Origin of the sequence: Belliella filtrata, from assembly GCF_022549775.1 — a bacterium.
Taxonomy (GTDB): domain Bacteria; phylum Bacteroidota; class Bacteroidia; order Cytophagales; family Cyclobacteriaceae; genus Belliella; species Belliella filtrata.
Genome location: NZ_JAKZGP010000019.1, coordinates 38,603 through 61,642, shown reverse-complemented (window position 1 = coordinate 61,642; position 23,040 = coordinate 38,603). Strand labels below are relative to the sequence as shown.

At 39.1% G+C, this 23,040-nt stretch carries 22 protein-coding genes; 6 read left to right on the top strand and 16 right to left on the bottom strand.

Annotated features, from left to right (window positions below; all coding sequences use genetic code 11):
* Positions 1-5 precede the first annotated feature (5 nt).
* From MM239_RS09275 to ileS, 7 genes are all read right to left on the bottom strand, one after another.
* Positions 6-1,070, bottom strand: a complete 1,065-nt coding sequence (locus MM239_RS09275) for a fatty acid desaturase family protein (RefSeq protein WP_241347924.1) — start codon at positions 1,068-1,070, stop codon at positions 6-8.
* Positions 1,071-1,236: 166 nt separating this feature from the next.
* Positions 1,237-1,758, bottom strand: a complete 522-nt coding sequence (locus MM239_RS09270) for an AAA family ATPase (RefSeq protein WP_241347923.1) — start codon at positions 1,756-1,758, stop codon at positions 1,237-1,239.
* Entirely contained in the window at positions 1,740-2,369 is a 630-nt protein-coding gene (gene pnuC / locus MM239_RS09265; protein ID WP_241347932.1) for a nicotinamide riboside transporter PnuC, read from the bottom strand. The genes MM239_RS09270 and pnuC overlap by 19 nt, the downstream gene beginning before the upstream one ends.
* A 45-nt stretch (positions 2,370-2,414) precedes the next feature.
* Positions 2,415-2,813, bottom strand: coding sequence for a DUF4143 domain-containing protein (locus MM239_RS09260; RefSeq protein WP_241347922.1), 399 nt, complete (start codon positions 2,811-2,813; stop codon positions 2,415-2,417).
* Positions 2,814-2,831: 18 nt separating this feature from the next.
* Positions 2,832-3,011 (bottom strand): AAA family ATPase, encoded by a 180-nt coding sequence (locus tag MM239_RS09255; protein ID WP_241347921.1) that lies wholly within the window; start codon positions 3,009-3,011, stop codon positions 2,832-2,834.
* A 250-nt stretch (positions 3,012-3,261) separates the two neighbouring features.
* Positions 3,262-3,891, bottom strand: a complete 630-nt coding sequence (locus MM239_RS09250) for a lipoprotein signal peptidase (protein ID WP_241347920.1) — start codon at positions 3,889-3,891, stop codon at positions 3,262-3,264.
* Positions 3,892-3,966: 75 nt separating this feature from the next.
* Positions 3,967-7,347 carry an isoleucine--tRNA ligase gene (gene ileS / locus MM239_RS09245; protein ID WP_241347919.1) on the bottom strand — a complete coding sequence of 1,127 codons (3,381 nt, stop codon included), beginning with the start codon at positions 7,345-7,347 and terminating at the stop codon, positions 3,967-3,969.
* A 301-nt stretch (positions 7,348-7,648) separates the two neighbouring features.
* On the opposite strand from ileS, the gene MM239_RS09240 reads away from it, so the two are divergent.
* Positions 7,649-8,101 (top strand): DUF1569 domain-containing protein, encoded by a 453-nt coding sequence (locus MM239_RS09240; protein ID WP_241347918.1) that lies wholly within the window; start codon positions 7,649-7,651, stop codon positions 8,099-8,101.
* Positions 8,102-8,124: 23 nt separating this feature from the next.
* Here the strand turns inward: MM239_RS09240 and dgt are convergent, their stop codons facing one another.
* Positions 8,125-9,402 carry a dGTP triphosphohydrolase gene (gene dgt / locus MM239_RS09235; RefSeq protein WP_241347931.1) on the bottom strand — a complete coding sequence of 426 codons (1,278 nt, stop codon included), beginning with the start codon at positions 9,400-9,402 and terminating at the stop codon, positions 8,125-8,127.
* A gap of 201 nt (positions 9,403-9,603) precedes the next feature.
* Here dgt and MM239_RS09230 point away from each other — a divergent pair, with 201 nt between their 5' ends.
* Positions 9,604-10,431 (top strand): DUF4382 domain-containing protein, encoded by an 828-nt coding sequence (locus MM239_RS09230; RefSeq protein WP_241347917.1) that lies wholly within the window; start codon positions 9,604-9,606, stop codon positions 10,429-10,431.
* 225 nt (positions 10,432-10,656) lie between these two features.
* Complete coding sequence (locus MM239_RS09225; protein ID WP_241347916.1) at positions 10,657-11,229, top strand: LOG family protein; 573 nt, start codon at positions 10,657-10,659, stop codon at positions 11,227-11,229.
* Positions 11,230-11,353: 124 nt separating this feature from the next.
* Here MM239_RS09225 and MM239_RS09220 read toward each other — a convergent pair whose 3' ends face one another.
* The 3 genes from MM239_RS09220 to MM239_RS09210 are packed head-to-tail and all read right to left on the bottom strand — an operon-like array spanning position 11,354 to position 13,669.
* A complete protein-coding gene (locus MM239_RS09220) occupies positions 11,354-11,836 on the bottom strand; it encodes a GAF domain-containing protein (RefSeq protein WP_241347915.1) in 483 nt (160 codons plus the stop codon).
* 6 nt (positions 11,837-11,842) lie between these two features.
* On the bottom strand, positions 11,843-12,868 hold the full coding sequence (ribD, locus tag MM239_RS09215) for a bifunctional diaminohydroxyphosphoribosylaminopyrimidine deaminase/5-amino-6-(5-phosphoribosylamino)uracil reductase RibD (RefSeq protein WP_241347914.1): 1,026 nt from the start codon (positions 12,866-12,868) through the stop codon (positions 11,843-11,845).
* Between the two features lie 9 nt (positions 12,869-12,877).
* Positions 12,878-13,669: a DUF4382 domain-containing protein gene (locus MM239_RS09210; protein WP_241347913.1), complete on the bottom strand. Its 792-nt coding sequence runs from the start codon at positions 13,667-13,669 to the stop codon at positions 12,878-12,880.
* A 238-nt stretch (positions 13,670-13,907) separates the two neighbouring features.
* On the opposite strand from MM239_RS09210, the gene MM239_RS09205 reads away from it, so the two are divergent.
* From MM239_RS09205 to MM239_RS09195, 3 genes are all read left to right on the top strand, one after another.
* On the top strand, positions 13,908-14,537 hold the full coding sequence (locus MM239_RS09205) for a hypothetical protein (RefSeq protein ID WP_241347912.1): 630 nt from the start codon (positions 13,908-13,910) through the stop codon (positions 14,535-14,537).
* A gap of 122 nt (positions 14,538-14,659) precedes the next feature.
* Positions 14,660-17,479, top strand: coding sequence for a carbamoyl-phosphate synthase large subunit (carB, locus tag MM239_RS09200; RefSeq protein ID WP_241347911.1), 2,820 nt, complete (start codon positions 14,660-14,662; stop codon positions 17,477-17,479).
* Between the two features lie 57 nt (positions 17,480-17,536).
* Positions 17,537-17,800 carry a DUF4834 family protein gene (locus MM239_RS09195; RefSeq protein WP_241347910.1) on the top strand — a complete coding sequence of 88 codons (264 nt, stop codon included), beginning with the start codon at positions 17,537-17,539 and terminating at the stop codon, positions 17,798-17,800.
* A 136-nt stretch (positions 17,801-17,936) separates the two neighbouring features.
* On the opposite strand, the gene MM239_RS09190 is transcribed toward MM239_RS09195, so the two are convergent.
* The 5 genes from MM239_RS09190 to MM239_RS09170 form a co-directional block, all read right to left on the bottom strand.
* Positions 17,937-19,325, bottom strand: a complete 1,389-nt coding sequence (locus MM239_RS09190; protein ID WP_241347909.1) for a peptidylprolyl isomerase — start codon at positions 19,323-19,325, stop codon at positions 17,937-17,939.
* The gene (locus MM239_RS09185) at positions 19,318-20,193 is read right to left on the bottom strand and encodes a peptidyl-prolyl cis-trans isomerase (RefSeq protein WP_241347908.1); all 876 of its coding nucleotides are present in this window, start codon (positions 20,191-20,193) and stop codon (positions 19,318-19,320) included. Before MM239_RS09185 ends, MM239_RS09190 begins: the two co-directional genes overlap by 8 nt.
* Complete coding sequence (locus tag MM239_RS09180) at positions 20,177-22,183, bottom strand: peptidylprolyl isomerase (protein ID WP_241347907.1); 2,007 nt, start codon at positions 22,181-22,183, stop codon at positions 20,177-20,179. Before MM239_RS09180 ends, MM239_RS09185 begins: the two co-directional genes overlap by 17 nt.
* A gap of 91 nt (positions 22,184-22,274) precedes the next feature.
* Positions 22,275-22,691: an ATP-binding protein gene (locus MM239_RS09175; protein ID WP_241347930.1), complete on the bottom strand. Its 417-nt coding sequence runs from the start codon at positions 22,689-22,691 to the stop codon at positions 22,275-22,277.
* A 2-nt stretch (positions 22,692-22,693) separates the two neighbouring features.
* Positions 22,694-23,026: an STAS domain-containing protein gene (locus MM239_RS09170; RefSeq protein WP_241347906.1), complete on the bottom strand. Its 333-nt coding sequence runs from the start codon at positions 23,024-23,026 to the stop codon at positions 22,694-22,696.
* Between the last annotated feature and the right edge of the window lie 14 nt (positions 23,027-23,040).

Here is a 23,040-nt window from a genome sequence, read left to right as displayed (position 1 = left end):
CAAGATTATCCTTTTCCTAAAATCCTCAAGTGATTGACATGAGAGGCAAATGCTAGTCTAAACCTAGGGTGCTCCAAGTAAGGAATTCCGTACTCCCTGCATGTTTCTTTGATGATCTTGCTGATCGCAGGATAATGAACATGAGAAATATTCGGAAACAAGTGGTGCTCTACTTGAAAATTCAGTCCTCCGACAAGCCATGATAACACTTTGTTATGCGTTGCAAAGTTGGAAGTAGTCTTCAACTGATGAATAGCCCAATCATCCTCTAGTTGATTGGAAACCACATCAGGCATCGGGAATGAAGTCTCTTCTACAGAATGAGCCAGTTGAAATACCACACTCAGAAATATCCCCGTAGCTACTCCATATACCAAGAAGCCTATCAACCAGTATAACCAACCTACTGTAAGTATAGGCAGGACTATAAACAGCCCTAAGTGTATCAACTTGAACCCCCAGAAAGAAAGGTGATCATGTAATTTCATCTTCTGAATTGGGATAATCCCAACTTTTCCAGTGATGTACTTTTTATAATCTGTAACAAACACCCAGTAAAGATATAAAAGCGAATAAACCATCAAAAAGTACCAATGCTGATACTTATGAATTCCATAAAACTTCTGATTTGGACATAACCTAAGAAAAGGTCTTGCATTCATATCATCATCTACTTCATCCACATTGGTAAATGAATGATGAACTACATTGTGTTTTGTTTTCCACATAAACACATTGGCTCCAAGAAAATTGATAGAATGTCCAGCAAGTTCGTTGACCCACTTCTTACGACTGAAGCTGCCATGTGCACCGTCATGCATCACATTGAAGCCAATGGTAGCCGCTAACCCACCCAAAAAGACCGCTCCAACCAAAGCCAGAGCCCAGTGAGGTGTGAAAAACAGCAAGACGACATAAGTTGCAATATAGAGAGCCACCAAAATGATTGCCTTTAGATAAAGGCCTAAATTTCCAGTTTGCTTTAAACTCTTTTCGATGAAGTAATTTTTGATTTTTTGCTTCAGATCAGCATGAAATGAAGACGCGGTGTTGAACCTTGGGGGACGCATGTGTACTGACTATTATTGGATAAGCTGTTAATTAGAAAAAAATCTAAAACATTTAGAAACATTTTTCATTCAATAAAGTTACACCTATTTTCTTGATTTCAAAGTCTTTTATCACTAAATAAGAGCCACAATCGATGTTTATTAAGAAAACTTAACATCAGACTTTTCAAAACAAAGCCCTAATTTTCATCATAGATTTTGCAAATCTTTCGTCATACGTTCCACTTATAACCTCATATGGAACACCTGTACCACTTATCATATTCAAATATGCATCAAAAAGTTTTTTTCGAACCGCCTGATCCTTATGCTCTCTTTGAGGATCCTCTTCCCATGGAACATCTACATCAGTTAGAAGATATAAGTCATACTTCCTATGCACAAGTTGTTTTTCTATCCATGGGTCAGTTTTCCCATACTTTACATCACTCCACACCTTTATTACGTGCAAATCAGTATCAATAAATAACATCCTTTTTGCCCTCTTCACTTTCTCATCTTCTTCCCTAAGTTGACCAATGGCAATCTGTAACAAATCCTCATATTCATAAGGTCTATCTAACCTTTCCAAATATACCCGCGCAAACTCCCAAACCCATGGTTCATCATAGGCCGCTGCCAAAGCTTGCGTTAGTATACTTTTACCCGTAGACTCTGGCCCTACTACAACTATTTTTTTGATAGGCATATTATGGGTGCTTTTGCGGATCGAATCCATGATAGCAAGCCTAATATAGCCAATATTGTGAAGAAAAGAAATTGAAATGAAGTCAAAGGTAGTCCTTTGTACCAATAAAGAGGAATAGAAATCAAATCAGTAATGATCCAAGCTATCCAGTTTTCGACCTTTTTCTTTGCCATTAGCCACATGGCGACAAAGGCTGATGCGGTAGTGAGTGAATCCCAATATGGTACATCTGAGTCTGTAAAGCTCACCAACACATAATAAAGTACAACATAACTAAAAACCAACAGCACAACAGACCTCAGAATACCCCTTCTACTCAACCATGTGACTGGAACTTCAATGCCTGCTACCATAGGTCGACTCCATAGAATCCACCCGTAAATTGACATCCCAGTATAGTAAGCATTAATCCCCATATCAGCATATAACTTGTATTCCAGGCATATATATATATAAATGATCGTGCTAATAATCCCTGTAGGGAACACAAGGATGTTTTTTCTAATTGAAAATACAACACTTACAATACCAAAAAATACTGCCACAGCCTCTAACCAAGACATTTGAGCTAATCCATCTATGATTTGTTCTATACCCCATTCAAAATTCATGGAGCGAATTAAAGCAATATTTCCTTCCATGCAAAGTATGTAACCCTATAGCTTATCAAAACGCAGCATACCAATTGCAAAAAGCGGAATATTCACCAACCAATCTTCTTTCCTATAACTTGACATGGAAATCCTGATTGCTAATGGAAGGTCATACTTTTCTGCAAAAAACTTGAGACTCTTAGCCTTCAAATTTTCTTCGGCTTTAACTTCTATTGGGTAGATCCGACCAGATGATTGGATCAAAAAATCAATTTCAGCGGTAGATCGTTCAGCTGACCAATAATATAGAGAAATATCATTACACAGCAATTGCTGTAACACATACTGTTCTGTCAATAAGCCTTTAAATTCCTCAAAAAGTTTATTACCATCCAGTATAGTTTTAGCATCCATCCCTGTTATTGCTTTATCAGACTCTTGGATTTCATCTATGATTAGCAAGGTTTTCCCCTTCTCCGCTTATACCCCAGTAGAGACCTGGATCCCTAATAAGATTCTATTTAGATCAAAAGTGCTTTCAAAAAGCTCCCTAAGCTCTTTACTTGATTCAAGGTTAATATAGGCTACATCTTCAAACTCCGATTGACCAAAGGACTTCATCAACCAGGTCTTCCCTACTTGCCAAGGACCCTGTATCAATAGAGGCTTTTTGTTCTTATTCTCCTACCATAAAAGCAATTTATCAAACAACTTCATTTTCTTTCTTTTCTTAAACTCTTGTCAATAGAATATCAAATCCTTTAATTCAGCATTTGAAAACCCCACATCAGTAATTATACACTTTTTTAAAGGAAAATGGATTAAGAGTTCAAGAAAAACAAGACATACAAAAAATCCCCTCCTAAATCAATAGAAGGGAATTTTATCAGTTTTTTACCTAACAAGCTTTTTAGATCGATTCATTCTGTCGCTCTTGATGATCAAGTCCCTGTTTTACCTCGTTTTCTTCCTTAAAAAACTTACTCTGGAAGATCAATATGATAGCAACACCTACAAAAATAGATGCGTCGGCAATATTGAAAATTGGCCATAGTGCTGTGTAGCTCCCGCCCCACAAGGGAACCCAATCAGGAATATAACCTTCCCAAATATCTACATAAAACATATCTACTACCTGACCATGAAGCCATGGGGTAGGTGCGTTGTATGGTGCATTGTTCAGCCATACACCATAAAATACTGAATCTACAAGATTACCGATAGCTCCACCCAAAATCATGGCAATGCAGACAATATAGCCTACATGCATTTTCTTCTGAATGATATAATAAAGATAATAACCTATCCCAAACATGGCGATAAGCCTGAAAGAAGTCAGAATCAACTTCCCATATTCAGAACCTAGCTGCATGCCAAAAGCCATACCTGGATTGGTAGTATAATGGAGCTTGAACCAATCTCCAAATATCTTGATCTGACCAGGCGTACCAAAATCCATCTGATAGTGAACCAACAACTTTACGATCTGATCGAGTAAGATCACCCCTAGGGCAATCCCGAAATATTTTAGATACTTCATGTATTCATTTTAAAGCCACAGATTTAAGGAAAATTTCTAATTTATCCCTATTTGAGCCGATATAAATTTGATGCCTTATGCCTTGGTCACTTTGACTGATAACTCAAAATCGTCCATGTCTAGCACTGTAGCATCCGCTACTGTTGCCTTCATTATCAACGCTAGTGCTTGTGTTTCTGTTTTGATATAATCTCCAAAATTCTGAAAAGCTGCATTCACAAGGTCTTCCTGCTCGGCTATTTCGATTTGGATTTTATCCTGAACCTCTAGCCCCATATCTTTTCTCAAATTCTGAATCCTATTTACCAAGTCTCTAGCTATCCCCTCTTGCTTCAACTCCTGAGTCAAGGTGACATCTAAAGCTACTGTCAGTCCCTGATCTGTGGCTACTGACCAGCCTGGAATATCTTGTGAACTGATCAACACTTCTTCAAGTAGCAATACCACAGACTCACCTTCCACTGGAACAGTAATCTCACCATTTCGCTCGATTTCTGCAATTTGTTCCTTGCCCCAGGTATTGATAGCGGCTACTACATGCCTCATTTTCGGCCCTAGCTTTTTGCCTAGCAAAGGTAAATTTGGCTTCACACTTTTCACCAATACATCTGATGCATCATCAATATATTCTACCGCTTTGATATTGACCTCTGACTTGATCAACTCTTCGACATGCTCTATTTGAGTCTTCACCTTTTCGTTTAATACAGGTATCAAAATGCGCTGAAGTGGCTGACGCACTTTGATTCCAATCTTTGGATTCTTTCTTAAAGAGTGAACTAGTGAAGAGATACGCTGTGCCATGTCCATACTCGCTTCTAAATCCACATTGATCAAGGCCTGATCAGCCGAAGTCCAATTCGTCAAGTGAACAGACTCAGAGGCGCCATCAACTGATGCTGTTAGGTTCTTGTACATCCAGTCTGCATAGAAAGGTGCAAAAGAAGACATCAACTGCGACAAAGACATCAAGCATTCATAAAGCGTCTCATATGCAGCTTGCTTATCTGCATTCATATCACCTCTCCAGAATCTCTTCCTAGCTAACCTCACATACCAATTGGAAAGCTGATCTACAGTGAAATTCATGATCGCACGAGTAGCCTTAGTCGCATCATAATTATCCATTGCTTGCTCTACTTCGGATATCAAAGTCTGAAGCTTAGATATGATCCACTGGTCTAGTTCAGCCCTTTGAGCTACAGGAACAGCTTTTGATTTATCATAAACGAACGCGTCAAGGTTTGCATATAGCGCAAAGAAATTGTAGGTGTTCTGAAGCGTTCCAAAGAACCTCCTTTGTACTTCTGCAACCCCGTCTAGACTGAATTTAAGGTTATCCCATGGATTGGCATTGCTAAGCATGTACCATCTCAAAGCATCCGGTCCATATTCTTTCAATGTTTTAAATGGATCCACCGCATTGCCTAATCTCTTAGACATCTTATTACCGTTTTTATCCAATACAAGTCCATTGGCAATTACGTTTTTGAAAGAAACCGAATCAAAAAGCATCACTGCAATAGCATGCAAAGTAAAGAACCATCCTCTGGTCTGATCTACTCCTTCTGCAATATAATCTGCTGGATAGTTAGCTTTGAATACAGCTTCATTTTCAAAAGGGAAATGCCACTGTGCATAAGGCATAGCTCCAGAATCAAACCACACATCTATCAAGTCTGGCTCACGATACATCGGAGCACCACTCGCTGACACCAATATTACATCATCCACATATGGTCTATGAAGATCTATGTCTTCCTCATTGATAGGAGAAGATTCCATCAGCCCTGCAGCTATGGCTTTCTTGATCTCTGACTTCAACTCTTCAATTGACCCAATACATATCTCCTCCGAACCATCTTTAGTTCTCCAGATCGGCAAAGGCGTACCCCAGAACCTTGACCTACTCAAATTCCAGTCCACCAGGTTCTCTAGCCAATTGCCAAAACGTCCAGTTCCAGTTGCTTCAGGCTTCCAGTTGATCGTTTTGTTCAATTCTACCATCCTGTCCTTGTAAGCAGTAGTTTTGATAAACCAGCTTTCCAAAGGATAATATAAGATTGGCTTGTCAGTTCTCCAGCAATGAGGATAACTGTGTTCGTATTTCTCTACCTTGAATGCTTTATTTTCATTCTTTAAAATAATGGAAATGATGATATCAGTATTTTTATACTCTTTATCACTTTCATCATCCCCAGTATAGTTCTTCACATAGAAATCATCCACTCCAAATTCTTTATGAGCAGTGATCGCATGTTCTTTCATTTTATTGACCAGGTACGTACCTACGACCGGAAGGAACTTCCCTTGTTTATCTACAACTGGTATCTCATTGCCCTTTTCATCTTGGACAAATACGCCTGGCACATTTTGCTGAACCAAAGTCCTAAAATCATCCGCACCGAAAGCTTTGGCCAAGTGAACCACACCTGTACCATCTTCAGTAGTTACATAATCTCCAGAAATCACAGTGAATGCAGGACTCGGAAGTGCCAGCTCCGCAATTGGAAACAATTGCTCATACTGTAAACCTAAAAGATCGACTCCTTTCATCTCGGCGACAACTTCATATGGGATCAGTTTATCCCCTGGGTTATAGTCAGCAATTGCAATTTCCTTTGCTTTTGGATTAAAATATGCTCCCATCCTAGATTTAGCAAGGATCACATGCTGTGGCTCAAATGTATAGGGATTGAAGGTGTTTACTTTGACATAGTCCAGCTTCTCGCCTATTGCCAAGGCAGAGTTGGAAGGTAATGTCCAAGGCGTAGTGGTCCATGCTAGTATATAAGTATTAGCTTCGCCCTTGAGTTTAAATTGAGCAGTGATAGAAGTATCTTTCACATCTCTGTAGCTACCTGGCTGATTGAGTTCATGAGAGCTCAACCCAGTGCCCGCGGCAGGAGAATATGGCTGAATAGTATAGCCTTTGTAAATTAAATCCTTTTCGTAAAGTTTTTTGAGCAAATACCAAAGTGTCTCTATATACTTGGCATCAAAGGTGATATATGGATCATCCAAATCTACCCAATAGCCAATCTTTTCTGTCAAATCATCCCATTCATTTTTGAATCGCATCACTGTCTCACGACATTTTCTATTATACTCCTCTACAGTTATTTTCTTACCTATATCTTCCTTGGTGATACCAAGCTCCTTCTCTACTTGAAGTTCTACCGGTAGACCGTGCGTGTCCCAACCACCCTTACGCTTTACTTGAAAACCTTGAAGTGTCTTGTATCTACAGAAAATATCCTTCAGCGTACGTGCCATCACGTGGTGAATCCCAGGAGTTCCATTGGCAGAAGGAGGCCCTTCAAAGAATGTGAAAGTTTCAGCACCATCTCTTTGTGACACTGATTTCTCAAAAATCTTATTCTCTTTCCAGTATTGCAATACACTATCCCCTATTCCGGGATAATCTACTTGTTTAAACTCTTGATATTTTTTCACGGTTTTTTAAGGTATTTTTAAGGGAAAAACCCGTATTTTATGGATACATTGTTCGAAGAAGCGACCACTCGTTTCCTATTAAAACAGAAACTTTCCTCAAAAGGAAAGTCTCCACCACTTACAAACAACTTGCTGACAACAAGTGTTAATGAGTAGAATCATTTCAAGGCATATCACTTTTCTTAATGGAATATGTGCACACCTTTCGGAATGAAGTCACAAAGTTAAGATATTTTGCAGGAATAGGGTTAAATTATTATACGATTATATTTAGGAAGATTTTTAACTATGCAATAAGCAAATGGCAAAAACTATCTATACTTCAGGGACTATAGACGCTTTGATTCAAAGGGTAAGTAGGCTATCCAAAGATCAAGAGCCTTATTGGGGCAGCATGAATGCTACAGAAATGCTGCACCATTGTAACCTGGCAAATGATGCTATACTAAATGCGCCAAAAGCTACTTTGAGGCCAACTTTGAAGCAGCGAATGAAGAAGCTGGCATTTTTTCATATCAAAAAAGACTTCCCAAAAGGCGCTAGAGGTGCCAAAAAATTCAACACAAAAGGATTGGTTGATTCAGGAGATTTTGAAAAAGAAAAAGAAAACTTTATAAAAATCCTCAGCAAGTTCAAGACACTTGAGCATGAACTTGGCGGAATTCACCCTGTATTTGGATCACTTGATCATTACTACTGGGGCAGGTTTGTGTGGAAACATATGGATCACCACATGAAGCAATTCGGAGTTTGAGTTTTTTTAATCAAACCCCAAACTCATGCACCTGGAAGGGATATGCCTTTCACCCTTCTGTAAAGATTAAGGGCATATTTGTCCGTCATTCCAGCGATAAAATCCATTAAACAACGCAGCAAAGGATAGGGGTTGATGCTAGAATCCCAACCTTCAAGTGGGAAATCCTCAGGTAATAATCTCAATATGCTTTTATCTTTTCCTGAGTATAGGTCAGTCTGATAGAACTTATGGTTCAGCCCTTTGGAAAAGACTTCCAACAAGCCTTCCAATACTTGATAACCCGCCGCCTCTTTTTCAAGAACTAATTTAGACCTATAAATCTTTCTCACTGACACCTCCGAAATTACATCTAATGCCGTTGAAGAAGGTATTTTGGAGGTCAAAGCTTGATCAAATTCACCGCTTAGCATAGCCTCTTCATTGTCTTCAAAAGCTCGTACAACTTCTTGAATAAGTTGATTGATAGCCATCGCTCTCAAAATTGCAAGTTTCTGTGCTTGCGTAGCGTAGGTTTTCAATTTATCTGAATCAAAGCGCTCTTTCAGTATCGGAGCAATCAACTCAACAACCTCTTCAAGAGAAACTAGCCCCAAAGTGCAACCATCTTCCAAATCGATAATACTATAACAAATATCATCTGCGGCTTCTACCAAAAAAGCTAAAGGATGCCTCAAGTAGCAGCCATTTGGCGCATTTTCTATTCCTAAAACCTGTACCAACTGTCCATAATCTTGTACTTGATCTGAATAGTAACCAAATTTCTTCTGACTTCTTCGATGAGGTTCAGACTCAAAAACATGCGCAAGCCTTGGGTACTTCGTAAACGCCGCCAAAGTTGTATAGGATAGTTTTAGACCATTGTTTTGTGACACAAGCATCCTGAATCCTTGGGCATTTCCTTCAAAGTGAGTTAAATCTTCCCATTGATCAGGGGTAACATACTTTTGCCAGGCTTGGCCATATTCATGAAACCTAAAAAAATCTGATATTGCTGTCTCTCCTGCGTGTCCGAATGGAGGGTTTCCGATATCGTGAGCTAAGGCGGCTGCGGCTACTATCGCACCGATTTCTGCTGCTTGTACATCCTGTTGAGAAAGATCAGGATACTTGCTGAGAAGGTATTCACCTGCTGATTTCCCAAGCGTCCTCCCCACAGAAGAGACCTCTAGACTATGCGTCAATCTGGTATGTACAAAATCATGCTCAGGCAAAGGAAATACCTGCGTCTTGTCTTGAAGATTTCTAAATGGCGCAGAAAAAATGATTCGATCATAATCTCTTTCAGACTCTGTTCGTATCTGAAAACCTGACGATTGATGAGTTTTTTTCGGATCGAATCTTCCAGCTGTGAGTAGTTTTTGTCATTGCATCATGTCCAAAATTACAACCTATTTGACAAAATAAGGTAATTCTTGAAGGCAATTTAGGAAAAATCAGCATACAGCTAATCAATGGCACAATGATTGAAAATTCAAAAATGAATTAAACCAACTATTCATATGAAATATTTACCAAATAAGATTATTTGTGCTTTGTGGGCTGTAGTAGCCACATTCGCTATTTCATGTAGTGTAAATGAAGAAGACTCGAACATTACAGAGGGTATGGCCAAAGTAAATGTTTACCTAATTGATGCCCCAGCTGATTATGATGCCGTATGGGTAGAAGTATTAGGAGTAGAAATCCTGCCTAAAGGTGAGCAAGAAGACAATGGGTCTGCTTGGATCAACCTAGCCAATGAAGCAACTGAGGATCGCATGATTAACCTACTAAACCTGAGTGGTGGAGCTTCTGCAAGATTAGGAGAAGTCGAAGTACCTGCTGGAGAAATTTCCCAAATCAGATTGTTACTTGGTGACAACAATTACCTACTCCAAGATGACAATAGAATCAACCTCACGACACCAAGTGCCCAGCAAAGTGGACTAAAAATCAAAGTCGATAAACCTGTTCAGGCTGGGATCTCCTATGATTTGATCATTGACTTTGATGCTGGTAAATCCATCGTAAGAGCTGGTAACTCTGGTCAATACATCCTCAAGCCAGTATTAAGAGCTGTAGCTGAAGAGTCGGCTACCATTGAAGGGGTAGTTATCCCTCTTGAGGCCTACCCTGTGAATGTAGCAGCAATCATTGGAACTGATACAGCTTCTACATTTGCATCGGAAAATGGAAGGTATGTAATCAGGGGATTAAGAGCTGGAAACTACAGGCTCATCTTCACGCCAAACGAAGCCTTTGAAGCGGTAGAAATAGGTGATGTAAATACCACTTTAGGAGAAGTTACTGAAGTAGAAAATATAGAGCTTACACCTATTGAAGAATAATTTGTATAATACCAATAGCTCACCAAATATATTTATAACCCATAAAATATAAACCTATTTAGATTTCAACTGATTGGTTCAGGAAACAGGCTGATTATTAATAAAACTCTAGATCTCTGTACCATTTAGGTAATAAATAGTAAAACTAAAGGATGAAACATCCTCCAAAAATGCCTCGATATTAGTCGGGGCATTTTTTATATTTGAAAAAAAGAAAATTACAAGATGAAAAAAGTAACTGTCTATTGTGGGTCCAACAAAGGCAAAAACCCGATTTACGCTCAAGCAGCCGAATCACTAGCAGATGAGATGATCAAAAGAAATTTAGGATTGGTGTATGGAGCCGGCAATGTAGGACTCATGGGAGTGATAGCTGACAGGATGCTTGCCGCTGGCCAAAACGTCTATGGAATCATCCCTCAGAAATTAGTAGATATCGAAGTAGCGCATCAAGGCTGCACAGAACTCACTGTAGTAGAAACAATGCGAGACCGCAAATGGCTCATGGCAGAGCGTGGGGATGGTTTTGTGGCCATGCCAGGTGGAATTGGCACTTTTGAGGAACTTTTCGAAATCATGACCTTGAATCAACTTGGATACATTCAAAAACCGCTTGCACTCTATAATGTACAGGGCTATTATGATAAGCTTCTTGACTTTTTGAAGCACAGCACTAATGAAGGATTTCTTCATCAAGCACAGCTTAACCTGCTAATCATCGCTTCAGACCCAATCGAAATGCTTGATAAAATGCAATCCTTCGAGCCAAAATACATTGAAAAGTGGGAGGTGAAATAAAAATCAAAAGCTCGAATCCCAATTACATTTCAAAATGTATATCCAGAGGCCTCTATTGAAATTATCCAAAAAGAGAATTTCGAAGCTATCATTATCTAATCTCAGAATTTTATAAATTTTGCGATTAGATGGTTTTTTCCAATATACTCATCAACTTTTCTAGATAAATCTGATCTGTATCATCGAAGTCTGTCAATTGGTCAGAATCTACATCTAAAACACCTATCACTATACCATTTTTAGAAAATGGAACTACAATCTCAGACTTTGAAGCAGAGCTACAAGCAATGTGACCAGGGAAAGCTTCTACATCTGGGACTAGTTGTGTCTGATTTTCCTTCCAAGCTGTGCCACAAACACCTCTTCCCAGATTTATTCTTGTACAAGCAATAGGACCTTGAAATGGGCCAAGCACCAGTTGATCATCTTTGACGAGGTAAAAACCAACCCAAAAGAAGCCGAAAGTTGTCCTTAGTACTGCAGCAATATTTGCCAAATTTGCTACTAAATCGGCCTCTCCAGATATCAGGGCCTCTATCTGAGGCAGAATAGCCTCATATTTTTTTGCTTTATCAGCATCTGTTGGGATATATAATGTCTCTGCCATGTCTTATTATTTTCTCATCCAAAGTTCAAGGGCATCTCCCATTACATCTAGTCGATCTTTCCTCACACCAATGATTCTAGGAGCTGGTATTCCTTTATTAAAATGAACTTGTCCTGTAAACACTCGTGCCTCATCCCAAAGTTCGGCTTCTATGATTTTATTGAGTAAAAATGTACCTCCTTCAATCAATACAGATTGAATCTTCCTCTCATAAAGCACTTTGAATATGTCTGCAATTTGAAAATCAGGATCAAGTTTGACATACTCCAAATTCTCAAAAACAGCTTCTTCGACAATGTTAAAACAAATTGTAGGTTGTTGTTGATCAAATAGCGCCAAACTTCTATCCAACTGTAGCATCCGATCCACAACGATCCTGATAGGATTTTTCCCATCCCAATCTCGGACATTGAGCTTTGGGTTATCGTACCTTGCGGTATTGGTACCTACCATGATGGCATCCTCTTCAGTTCTCCAGCGATGAACAAGCTGACGACTGTACTGATTGCTGATCCATTTGGAATCGAAGTTCTCTCTAGCCACAAAACCATCGATACTTTGCGCCCACTTGAGCGTAATGTAAGGTCTATTTTGTTCCATAAAGGTAAAAAAGCGACGGTTTTGTTGATGAACATCAGCCTCTAGTATCCCGTGTATCACTTCTATTCCTGCATTTCTCATGATAGCAATACCTTTACCTCCAACTAGAGGATTGGTATCTACAGCGCCTATGACTACTTTTTTCACCCCTTTGTCCACCAGAAGGTTTGCACAAGGTGGGGTTTTGCCAAAATGAGCACATGGCTCTAAAGTCACATAGACTGTAGACTTATTAAGCAACTCAGGGTCATCCACTTTGGCAATAGCGTTAGGCTCAGCATGAGGGCCTCCATAATACTCATGGTATCCTTCAGCTATGATCTGGTCTTCGCATACAATTACACAACCCACCATAGGATTAGGACTTACTGACCCCATGCCAAGTTGTGCAAGATCCATTGCCCGACGCATATAGAAATAATGCTTTTCCATAATCTTCCCTTACTCTCTAGGTCTTAAGGTAATGTTACCCAAATCTGTGGTCTGTTGGCTTTGCACGATGACCGTTCGAATTGTGTCGGCTAAAAATGAATTATCTTTAGGGATCACAAAAACAGTGTAAGTACCTTCTAGCCCTTTGAACCTGAAGCCTCCACTCCCTCTAAAATTGACTCCTGTGGAAATTGAATCTCTTTGTTGAACGGCATATAGGTAGGCATTTTGTCCAGTTGGACGTAAGACACCAGTAATTTCCCCCGTATTAGCCTTAGAAAAAGCCCTCAACTTTGGGCTAAAAGTGAAGTCAGAAGTCCCATTTTGCATCAATGAATTTAATATATCAAAATCAATATAGATATCATGCGAAATACCTGGCCTCAAGGTAAAATCTACATCTATACTTAAGCCTTCTTCTTGCTCCGAATTAAGTGTCAAGTCTGTTCTTACATCATTTTTCATCACATACTTTTCAGCTCCTAGTCTCAAAGTGAGTCTTTGCAGCGTACCAGAATTGACTTCCCCTCTTCCGATAAGTAGCTCCTGATCTCCTACAAGTTGAGCAATATCTACTCGTTTATTTCCAGCCTCGTAGGGGAAATATTGACTTTCGCCATTTGCATTGTCTCCAAAAGCGGCTGTTTGTAAATCCACACCAAGAACTTCAACCCACAAGGCATCAATATCTGCTGGCGCATCTACTAAGAAAACATTCACAAGCGACTTGGTTCTTTCTTGATCAGAAGTACAAGAATTCAGGAATGGTAGTAGCAATAATATTATGCAGTATTTTTTCACGTCCTAAATTTAGGAAAAGATTATAAAACCATCGATGAATCTAATGGAAGGATTGGTGAGCGGCTTTAAAAAATTGAGTATTTGGAACTTTGTAAGTAATTCTTACCACAAGAATCTTAACTTGACATTGATAATGACAGGCATACGATATTCATAGATAACTTGTATTATTCGGTAACCGCTATTTTTTTGAATATTTAGAATGTTGTAATTTAGTCACTAGAAAAATCAATAAAAAATGGCATTTTCAAAAGAATTTAAAGAGGCAATAATCAACCTGCCCATTGCTGAAAAGGATAAATTATTGCTAAGATTACTTCGAAAGGACGAAAAACTAGCCAATCGCCTGTACTTTGAATTAGTCAGTGACTATTCAGTAGAGGAAGAAAGAGAAGCAATCAGAGAAAAGTTAGACAAAAGTATTGAAGAAGCGAGTGACAACTACTACTCCATGGGGTACCTTAGTATGGATGTGAGGACCATGAGTGGTATCATTAACAGGCATGTCGCTACTACAAAAGATAAGATAGGAGAGATCGATCTCAACATTTATTTGATAATCGGAGTAATGAAATCTAATAAATCTAGAATTCTAAATAGTCGATCGCAGAAGGCAAACAGGCTTCTAGTGGCCATAGTGGCAAGAATTTATAAGATTTTGCTCTTGATAAATAAATTACACCCTGACTATAGACTAGAGTTCCACGATCAGCTTCACCAACTCGGAGAAATAGTAGCGGACAACCCTAAACTGATGCATACAGCAATACACAGTGGCCTTGATGTAAACTGGCTGCTCAAAAACGACATTCCTGAAGACATAGAGCATATTTACAAAGAAGTAAAAGCCATGGGTTTCTTAAGGTAAATTTGATGCATGGTTGAATTTCTCATCCTTTTTTTGGATTGATTCGGGGTACTTAAAAATATTTGTCTAAATTTGCACCAATTTAGCCATAAGTATTTACACCTCTTAAACCCTCACTTATAATGCCTAAGGATAGTAGTATCAAGCACGTCCTCATCATCGGTTCAGGCCCTATTGTAATTGGCCAAGCATGTGAATTTGATTATTCTGGTTCTCAAGCGGCCAGATCACTTCGAGAAGAAGGGATCACTGTCACCCTAATCAATTCCAATCCAGCTACGATCATGACAGATCCGGTGACAGCTGACAACGTGTACTTGCTCCCCCTCGAAAAAAAATCAATCATTCAAATCCTAAAAGAGCATCCAACCATAGACTGCGTATTACCAACTATGGGAGGTCAGACAGCACTTAATCTAGCCATAGACTGTGAAGTAGCAGGGATATGGAAAAAATTTGGTGTCAGGATGATCGGTGTTGACATTGATGCGATCGAGACAGCTGAGAATAGGGAAAAGTTTAAGGCATTGATGGAGCAAATTGGCGTAGGTGTTTGTAAAGGAGACACTGCAACTTCTTTCTTACAAGGAAAAGAAATAGCTCAAGAAATTGGTTTCCCTCTTATCATCAGGGCCTCCTATACCTTAGGTGGTGCTGGAGGTGCATTTGTAGAAAAAGAAGAAGACTTCGAAAGGTTGCTCATGGCCGGACTAGAAGCTTCTCCAGTCCATGAAGTGTTGATTGAGCAGAGTATCCTTGGCTGGAAAGAATACGAGCTAGAGGTCATGCGAGACAATATCGGAAACATGATCGTGATCTGTTCCATAGAGAATTTTGACCCTATGGGTGTCCATACTGGAGACTCTATCACTGTGGCTCCAGCTATGACCTTGCCTGATACAGTATACCAAAGAATGAGAAACCATGCCATCACCATGATGAATAGCATTGGTAATTTTGCTGGAGGGTGTAATGTACAGTTTTCTGTCAGTCCTGACAACAAAGACATCATAGGTATAGAAATCAATCCAAGGGTATCAAGATCATCTGCATTGGCGTCCAAAGCTACAGGATATCCGATAGCCAAAGTAGCTGCAAAACTCGCAATAGGATACAACTTAGATGAGTTAACTAACTCCATCACAGGAACCACCTCAGCATTTTTTGAACCATCTATAGACTATGTGATCGTAAAGATACCAAGATGGAATTTTGATAAATTCAAAGGTTCTGACAAAAAACTTGGTCTTTCAATGAAAGCTGTAGGTGAAGTGATGGGCATAGGAGGCAACTTCCAAGAAGCACTTCAAAAAGCCTGTCAATCACTCGAAATTAAGAGAAATGGACTTGGTGCAGACGGCAAAGAGCTTAAAAATCAAGATGAAATTTTATATAGCTTAGCAAACCCAAGTTGGGACAGACTTTTTCATGTATATGATGCATTTAAGCTAGGGATTTCATTCAGAACGATCCATGATCTTACCAAAATCGACAAGTGGTTCTTGAAACAAATCGAGGAACTTATTCACCTAGAGCGAGAGATTGAGAAATATGAGCTTGACACAATTCCTCAAGACCTTATGGCAACGGCCAAGCGCAAAGGCTATGCTGACCGCCAGCTAGCCCATATGCTAGGATGCTTGGAAAGTGAAGTGTTTGACAAGAGGTATTCAGAGATGAATATCAAAAGAGTCTATAAGCTCGTAGATACTTGTGCGGCTGAATTTGAAGCACAGACTCCTTATTACTATTCGACATTTGGTGAAGAAAATGAGTCAGTAGCTACTAAAAAGAAGAAAGTCGTCGTACTAGGATCAGGTCCAAACAGGGTAGGTCAAGGTATAGAGTTTGACTATTCTTGTGTGCATGGTGTACTCGCTGCCAAAGAGTGTGGTTATGAGACCATCATGATTAACTGTAATCCCGAGACTGTCTCCACAGACTTTGACATTTCTGACAAACTTTACTTCGAACCCGTATTCTGGGAGCATATCTATGAGATCATTCTTCAGGAGAAGCCAGAAGGCGTCATCGTACAGCTAGGAGGACAAACTGCGTTGAAACTAGCTGAAAAGCTTGACAAATATGGTATCAAAATCATAGGTACTAGTTTTGAGGCCTTAGATTTGGCTGAAGACAGAGGCAGGTTCTCTACCTTACTCAAAGATAATGATGTTCCTTATCCGGAGTTCGGTACTATTCACAATACTGATGAAGCACTTGAACTTTGCAAGACGATTGGGTTCCCACTTTTGGTAAGACCATCATATGTACTGGGAGGCCAGGGCATGAAAATCGTTATCAATGAGAAAGAGCTTGAAGAGCATGTAGTCAACGTACTGCGAGACATTCCAAACAATGAAATCCTCTTAGACCACTTCCTGGAAGGAGCAATCGAAGCAGAAGCAGATGCAATATGTGACGGTGAAAATGTCTATATCATAGGCATCATGCAACACATTGAGCCAGCGGGAATTCACTCTGGTGATTCTTACGCAGTACTTCCTCCATACAATTTGGGAGACTTGGTGATCAGACAGATCGAAACATATACCAAAAAAATCGCATTGGCTCTTGAGACTAAAGGTCTGATCAACATTCAGTTTGCTATAAAAAATGATAAAGTTTATATCATTGAAGCGAACCCTAGAGCCTCTAGAACCGTTCCTTTTATCTGTAAAGCTTACCAAGAGCCATACGTAAACTATGCGACCAAGGTAATGCTAGGAGAGAAAAAAGTCACGGACTTCAATTTCAATCCAACAAAAAATGGATATGCGATCAAAATTCCAGTATTCTCTTTCCATAAGTTCCCTAATGTAAACAAGCAATTGGGTCCAGAAATGAAGTCTACAGGAGAAGCCATATATTTCATAGAAGATTTAATGGACGACTTTTTCTTGAAAATATATGCAGAAAGAAATCTATATCTAAGTAGATAAAATAAAAACCTTACCCCAGACTAAGATACTTGTCTGGGGTATATAAATGTTGAAGATTTGGTTAAGTTTATTGTAATCACTTTAGGAATTGGCTGGTTGCTTATACAACTCATGAGGTTCTTTTTGAGAACCAAATTGGCTAAGTTTGTGCAGCAAGTAAATCAAGCTGCAAGAGATCAGCAGCAAAGTCACTATCACCAAAACAACACTAAGACTGGTGAAGTGAGGGTAGACCATGTGCCAGATAACTTCAAAAAAAATAAACATAAAGATCAAATTAAAGGCGGCGAGTACGTAGACTTTGAGGAAGTAAAGGATTAATTCCACATTTCTTCAAAGTAATTAGCAAGACACCTTCCTCAAACTCCCGAATAAACGCATAAGCTTTAGCAAAAAAAAGCCGACTGAGGTTTTCAGTCGGCTTTTTTTGTCTTGAATTAATAAAGCTTTCTTAGCTCTAATTGTCTTGAAGGACATTGCAGCGATCATAAGCTGGATCTATATCAATAAAAACATCCTCTTTGGCTGTTAAGAACCACCTGCTCAGTATATCATCCTCCTTCTTCCTTCTCGTAGCTGCTTTGAGCTTTTCAAAATCATCATTGAGATTTGCTCTGTGCGCTGGATACCTGTCTTTGTAGTATAATATCCTCACCTTGGTACCTTCTCTAGGATCTTCAAACCTCATAGGTGTAGTGATTCCTCCTACTTGCATAGAATCAATTGTGAAGTAAAGTACTGGATCCTCAAGTGTTCTTAGCGTCAACCTGTTTGAACCAGACCCTTGATCCGCAAAGAAGCCTCCATTGTCTGAAGTATCCCTATCTTCTGAATACTCTTTGGCAGCCTTAGCAAAGTCGATTTTTTTATCCAAAATCACAGTTCTCAAACTATCCAAATACCTTTCAGTCTTTTTGATATCATCTTCACTCGGCACAGGCTTGATCAAAATGTGTCTAGTATTGAAGGTGTTTCCTCTTCTTTCAAGCAATTGAATCATGTGAAAACCAAATACCGTTTCTACAGGATCTGAGACCTCACCAGGCTTGAGGCCTAGAGAAGTTGCTTCATATTCGGGAGCGAGCTCACCTCTTCTAAAAAAACCAAGCTCACCTCCTTGGATAGCAGAACCAGGGTCTTGGGAATATTCCTTGGCCAAAGTGGCAAAGTCTGAAGTACCGTCCATGATCTGCTTCTTCAAGCCAGAAAGGAAGTTGGCTACTTCTGTTTTTGCTTTTTCGTTCACCTCTGGCTTCCTCACAATCTGACCTACAGTAACTTCTGCGGAGAAAAATGGTAAAGAATCTCTATGGATAGAATTGAAGAACCTTCTCACTTCTGCCGGAGATACAGAAAGCCCTTCTGTAATCTTTCCTTGCATACGCTGCACGATCATTTGCTCTCGAAGAGCATCATTGATTTCAGCTTTTAACTGGTCACTTGTTTTGCCATAGACCTCCACAAGTGTAGACTCATCTCCACCAAACTGCGACATGATCATGCTGAACCTCTGGTCAGCTTGAAGCATTACCTCTGCATCACTTACAGAGACGGAGTCAATTTCAGCTTTGGCCACCATGAGTTTGTTGATCAAAAGGGACTCAAATATATCACACCTCGAAGGTGCTTCAAATCCTTGCTGTGAATTAGATATTGCTTCTAAGTACGTCTTCTGTACATCTGATTCTAGCAATATGTAATTATTGACTTTTGCCACTATCCGGTCTATCACTTGACCAGTAGTAGGTGTAGTAGAGGGCTTCTTTTCTTCTTCCTGTGCATAAAGCACACCTGTAAGCATGATCAGGCATGAGGTGATTGAAAGAAACTTGTTTGCTTTACTCATATATTTTAAACTCATTATTTTCTTCTGCTCTATTATAAATATCCTTTTGAAGCTTTTCAACTAGCTCTAGTCTTTTTTTATTTCTCAATATGGCCGAAATCTCATCCCTGACAAATTCTACAGGTGGGATTTGGTCTTGTAATTTATATTCCAATATCTTGAAATAGTAAGTATAGGTATCATCTTCTACCTTGATCAACTTGTTATTTCTCAAAAGCTGTACTTTGTTATTATTCTCACTCAATGGTGTCCCTACGATGATCTCATCAAACCTCACCCAAGTAGAATCCTCTATATAATAATTGCTAGCGTGATTCAGGGCTATTTGTCTTAGATCGCTGGTATTTTCTCCTTTGCTATTCAGCAATCTTTCCAGATTTCGATTTTGGCTAGAGCTTTTCTCCAGCTTAAAGTAGTTTGTCCTTACTATGATTTCCTTAAGGTTGAAGTTCTCTTTGTGAGCATCATAGTATGCATTGATTTCTTCCGCCTTAATCTCTCCCACACTATTAGACTCAACGAAGGATTTCTCAAATTCATATACCATCAAGGCATATCGATAGTCTAGCAGTTTACGATTGAGTTCAGCTTCATCAAAAGCCATAGACTTCCCAGCTTCTTTGATCATAAGCTGCTTTTTGACCCAACTTTGTATGTATTGCTTGGCTATACTTGCGCTATCTTGTTCATTATTACCCTGAAATGTCAAGAATCGCAATTCTGACCTTTTAAGTTTTTGGTTACCTACCAAGGCTACAATTTGATCACCTGTATCCTCTTCAGTGTCTGACTTGAACTTGAAAAAGTCACAGGCACTTAGCGACAAAGAAATGATCAGTAGGGTTAGGATGTTAATTTTTTGTAACAAGTTCGTACACTCTGTTTTTTTCTTCTTCGTTTACCTTTACGATGTAGCTTGATTTCAAAGTTTCCAGCAAGCTTTGATCAAGATATTCTTGATAATCCTGAATCACCTTTCCTCTTGTCTCTTCAAACTTTTTTCTTCCTGGTGGAATTTTACCCCCCAATAAGACAAAGTAAGTGTTATTATTTGCTTTGATTTCTTGAAACGCCTTATTGGCAATAGCACGACTCAAAACAGGGTGTGACTCCATTTCAAACACATCCTTGTCAACGGTAAATGCCAAAGGGTTATCATTTAGAAAGGTATTTTCTAACCTAGACACCAAGTTCTCTTGATACTTTTTATCCGCTAGAAACCTCTTCACAGAAGAAGTAAAGTCATCTTTGCTCATCTTCACGATAATAGCCTCTACACGCTCTTTCCATTGATACCTATCTGTATGCTCTTCATAAAAGGCAACCTGACCTAAGCTATCTTCCAATGCTTTTTGCCATACATTTTCATTCATCAAGGTAAATAGCAATATGCCGTCTCTATATTCTTTGAGTGTCAATTGATACTCTTTGTTGTTGGATGCAAGATCATTTTCTTCTGCTTGATTGAGCTTTGTTTCTACAAACTTTTCATACCAAGCTGACATCAAGTTTCTATTTCCTACTCGTACTACCTGACCACTAGACTGCATAAAATCAAAAAGATCTTGAACGGTTCTTTCCTCACCACCAGCTGAGAAAATTACTCGATTAGAAAGGTTGGTCTTCTGAATTTTTTCTATTGCTTCATTTCTGGAGCTTTTGTCAAAAAATGCCTCCAGGCTATCCACAAGTGTTTCATTTTCTAAAAACTGATACCTGGCCTTCTGAATCGAGGTCACTTGCGATTGAATCAAAGTAGACCTGCTATCTCTTAGAATTTTTGATTTGATCATGGCTTCCATATCTTCAAATTGAGGAAGTGATCTTTTCTCTTCCAATCGGATGATATGATAACCATAAGGTGTTTTTGCAGGTGGGGAAATTTCACCAATCTCATTCAGGCTGAACGCTACTCTCTCGAATTCCGGTATCACGGAACCAATCCCAATTAATGGGAGAAGTCCGCCTGTATTTTTGGTACCTTGGTCTTCAGAGTATTGGGCACAGATGTCTTCCCATACACTTTCAGGCTTCTGAAGCTCTGCATAGATTTCAGAAACTTTTCTTAGTATCCGCTCCTCTGAAACGGGATCATTGGATTGTGATCTGATCAAAATATGAGATACTCTGATTTCTCCTGGATTAGGCTTTCTATCTTCTAGCTTGATGATGTGATAGCCATAGTCCGTAAGTATAGGTTCTGAAATCTCACCCACTTTAAGACCAAATGCAGCATCTTCGAATTGATGCACCATTTGCAATGCCGTGAAGTAGCCTAGATTTCCTTTATTTTCTCTTGCCGAAGGGTCTTCAGAATGATTGAGCGCCAGCTCATTGAAATCTTCTCCTTCTTCCGCTTGTGTTTTGAGCTTTTGAGCCATTCTGAATACCGCAATAGTATCTTCTCGAGTGGCGTTGTTCGGAAATTGAAGAAGGATATGGCTTGCTTTGACTATTTCTTGCATCCTGTTATATGCTTTCATCAACTCTCCTTCTTGAAGGGAATTTTTGATAAGATATGGTTTGATCAAATCTTCCTTGAACATGGAAAATTCTCTGTCAAACTCCTCCGTCTGATGAAGACCTCTGTTTTCAGCCTCTTTTACTTTAAGTTTGAAATTGACAAATAGGTCAAAATTCTCCTCAAAATCAGCCTTAGAGATAGTTCCTTCTTTTTCCAAAAAAGATCGGTTTTTCGATAATAAATGCAGAAATTCATCAGCATATACTTCTTCATTACCTATAGTCATCAGTGAAACTGGTGTAGCCACCTTATTGTCCTCAGGCTGTATTGTCGTTTTGGGACTACAGGAAAATGCTAATACCAATATGTATAAGTAGAAATATTTGAAATTCATATTAATGGCTTCCCTAAAATACTAATGCAATGTTACAAATTTAAAAGTACAATAATTCGCCTGAACAGCATAAAGAATATGAAATTAACAATTATTTGGATTTTAGATTCTTAAAAAGTCTACAGGTATTTTGAGTTCCTATCTTCTCAAATTCAATCTTGTCCATGATTCTTTTGACCAAGATTATCCCAAGCCCACCCTTCCTCTTTGTAGCTTTTACATGAGAAATTTCTGGTTCTTTGTATTCTATTATATTGAATCCCTCTCCACGATCTACGATTTCAATCTTTAAAATCCCATTTTCCTTTTCGACTTCTACGTTGATAAACTCCCGGGCATTGCACCCGTGTGAATGAATGATTAGGTTAGCGCACACCTCATCCACCGCCAAGGTAACTTGGTGCTGTTCGATATCGGTAAGAGAAGTGTTTTGAAGAATGTTATTCAAAAATTTCCTTAAATCCGCAAGCCTCGTAGTGTCACAATATAGTTTGAGCTCGTGCTTCATTATCATACTCGCAATGCTTCTTCTTTATCGGACTTGATCTGAATCAACTGATCCAAGCCCAATATTCTAAATACTTGATATACTCTTTCATTCAGTCCAAAAATAACTAATGAAATATTTTTTTCTTGAAAATCCTCTATGTAAGACATGAAGACTCCAAGACCTGCCGACGAAATATACTCTAATGCTGAACCATCTACGAGTATTTTCTGCACGCCGCTATCCACTAATCCAGAGATATGCTCGTCAAGTTCTACGGAATTGCTAGCATCAACTTCACCTATCAAATGTAGGGTTGTAAAATTGGAGTCGTGTTTTGTTTCGATCTTAAGCATGTTGTATTATACGC